This is a genomic window from Methylobacterium tarhaniae, assembly GCF_001043955.1.
In the GTDB taxonomy this organism is placed as follows: Bacteria; Pseudomonadota; Alphaproteobacteria; order Rhizobiales; family Beijerinckiaceae; genus Methylobacterium; species Methylobacterium tarhaniae.
Window position 1 is genome coordinate 1 of record NZ_LABZ01000398.1, and the last position, 2672, is coordinate 2672.

At 72.8% G+C, this 2672-nt stretch carries 2 protein-coding genes; one reads left to right on the top strand and one right to left on the bottom strand.

Going from position 1 to position 2672, the window contains the following annotated elements; genetic code table 11:
- Window positions 1-233 precede the first annotated feature (233 nt).
- Window positions 234-806, bottom strand: a complete 573-nt coding sequence (locus VQ03_RS30260; protein ID WP_048454643.1) for a polysaccharide biosynthesis/export family protein — start codon at window positions 804-806, stop codon at window positions 234-236.
- A gap of 233 nt (window positions 807-1039) precedes the next feature.
- Between VQ03_RS30260 and VQ03_RS30265 the strand changes: the two genes are divergently transcribed.
- Window positions 1040-2672, top strand: a 1633-nt coding sequence (locus tag VQ03_RS30265) for a GumC family protein (RefSeq protein ID WP_083468329.1), incomplete at its 3' end; no start/stop codon positions are given.

The window sequence follows — 2672 nt, forward strand, 5'->3', positions numbered from 1 at the left end:
GGTGGCGGCCACGGGCGGGTCCTCGGGACGATGACGGCGCCGCGGCGGGCGGCAGCCCTCATCTCGCCCGAGGCCCGTGGCCGGGAGGTTAAGACGCCGGGCGGAAGACCAGGCCGGATCGCGACCGCTCTGCCCGTGGTTAACCGCCGGTCAGCGCAAGTCCGCCGGCCAGCGCAAGTCGAGGGCGCGGCGCGGGACGTCCTGCTCCAGACCTTCGCGGCGGAGCACGGTCCTCAGAACCAGCGCTCCTTGACCACGATCGTGTCGCCCGGGCGGACCGGATAGGTCATCGGGACGATGCCGGAGACGAGGCCGGTCGGTCCCTCGCGGGTGAGCACGGCGTAGTCGCGGGCGGCGCGGGGACCGAATCCCGCCGCGATCGCCACCGCGGTCTCGACCGTCATGCCGCTCACATAGGGGTATTGGCCCGAGGTCGTGACCTCGCCCAGGATGAAGAACGGCCGGTAGACGTCGACCTCGACCGTGACGTGGGGCTCGCGCACGTAGCCGTCGCGCAGGCGCGCCTCGATCGCGCGGGCGGCCTGGGCGGTCGAGCCGCCCGCGACCTTGATCGGCCCGATCAGCGGCAGGGCGATGCGCCCGGCCCCGTCCACCGCGTAGATGTTCGAGAGGTTGTCCTGCCCGAACACGATCACCCGCAAGCGGTCGCCGGCGGCGAGCGAGTAGGCGGCACCGACCGATCCCGTGCCGGTCTCGTCGAGGAGGGCGGTGCGGTATTCCGGCCGCAGGCACCCGCCGAGCGCGAGCGTGGTCGCCAGGCCTGTGAGAAGGGCGCGTCGGTTCATCGCTTCCGGCCAGTCCAAGTCGTGTCCGTGATCTTGTCCCCAGGCCTAGGATGTCGTGGTTAATGAAGTCTCACCCACCGCCCTGCCCCGATCGGGATCGTCGGCGGGGAGATTCTCGGACGGAAGTCCCTCCCAGGGAGGATCCGGGTCTTAACCGCACCGCAACCTTAATGAGGTGTGCTCCGGCAGGGCCCGGTCCGGCCCAGCTCCCGCCTCCTCACCGACGGTCCGCAATGCCCCGCGTCTTCCCCTTCGCCGAGCGGCCGCATGCTCGCCTGCCCGACCGCCTCGCCGGCCGGGGCCGCAAGGACACCAAGATCCAGAAGACGTCCGGAGCGCCGGGTTCCGACGGGCCGGGCCGGGAGCACGGGAGCGAGGACGGCCTGACGCTGGGCGATGTCGGCCGCCTGCTGCGGCGGCGCTGGCTCGTCATCCTGCTGCCGACGCTCGCGGCCTTCGGGCTCGCGGTGACCTTCGTGCAGGTGGTGACCCCACGCTATACCGCGGAAGCCAAGCTCCTCCTCGAGAGCCGCGACAGCGCGCTGACGCGGCTGCAGCAGGACCGCGGCGAGCTGCCCCAGCCGATCGACGAGCAGGCGGTGGCGAGCCAGGTCCAGGTGGTGATGTCGCGCGACATCGCCCGCGAGGCGATCAGGAGCCTCGGCCTCGTCGGCAACCCCGAATTCGACCCGATGGTCCAGGGCGTCGGCGGGCTGCAGCAGGTGCTGGTGATGCTCGGCCTGGCGCAGAACCCCCTCGACCGCGAGCCGGTCGACCGGGTGCTGGAGAAGTACTTCGAGCGGCTGCTGGTCTATCCGGCCGGCAAGTCGCGCATCCTGACGATCGAGTTCCGCTCGAAGGATCCCGAGCTGGCGGCCCGCGCCGCCAACACCATCTCGGACCTCTATCTCTCCTCGCTCGCCGCCGCCAAGGTCGACACCGCGCGCTACGCCTCGACCTGGCTCGGCGCGAACATCGAGACCCTGCGCAGCCGCGTCTCGGAGGCCGAGGCGAAGGTCGAGGCGTTCCGGGCCCGCAACGGGCTGATCGGCAGCGGCGGCACCACGAACCAGCCGCTGGCGGCCCAGCAGCTCGCCGAGCTCTCGACCCAGCTGACCCAGGCCCGCGCCGCCCAGGCCGATGCCGGCGCCAAGGCCAAGCTGATCCGCGAGATGCTGAAGGACGGCCGCGGCTTCGAGATCCCGGACGTCGCCAACAACGAGCTGATCCGCCGCCTGGTCGAGCAGCGCATCGGCCTGAAGGCGCAGCTCGCCCTCGAGGCGCGCACGCTGCTGCCCCAGCACCCGCGGATGAAGGAGCTGCGCGCCCAGCTCGAGGGACTGGAGGCACAGATCCACGCCGCCGCCGACCGGGCGGTGCGGACGCTCGAGAACGATGCCCGCATCGCCGGCAGCCGGGTCGAGAGCCTGCAGGCGGCGGTGGACGCCCAGCGCACCGTCGTCGCCAAGGCCAACGGTGACGAGGTCGAGCTGCGGGCCCTGGAGCGCGAGGCGAAGGCCCAGCGCGAGCAGCTCGAATCCTATCTCGGCCGGTTCCGGGAAGCCGCGGCCCGCGACGCGGCGAGCGCCGCACCGGCCGATGCCCGCGTGGTCTCCCGCGCGGTCGTGCCCGACCTGCCGTCCTTCCCCAAGAAGCTGCCGATCATCGCCTTCGCCACCGTGATCGCCTTCCTGTTCGCCATCGGCGGGATCGTCGCCAAGGCGCTGCTCGCCGGCGATCCCCCCGGCCGCGGCCGCGGCCGTCCGCCGGCGCGGCGGCCCGAGGCGGAGCCGGCCATGCCCGTCTCCGCGCCGCCGGTGCTCGTCCCGGCCATGCCGGCGGCCGCCTCCGCCGCCCGCGTCGCCG

Excerpts from the sequence above, each read along its gene's own strand:
- VQ03_RS30260 (WP_048454643.1), bottom strand. The coding sequence starts at position 806 with ATGAACCGACGCGCCCTTCTCACAGGCCTGGCGACCACGCTCGCGCTC.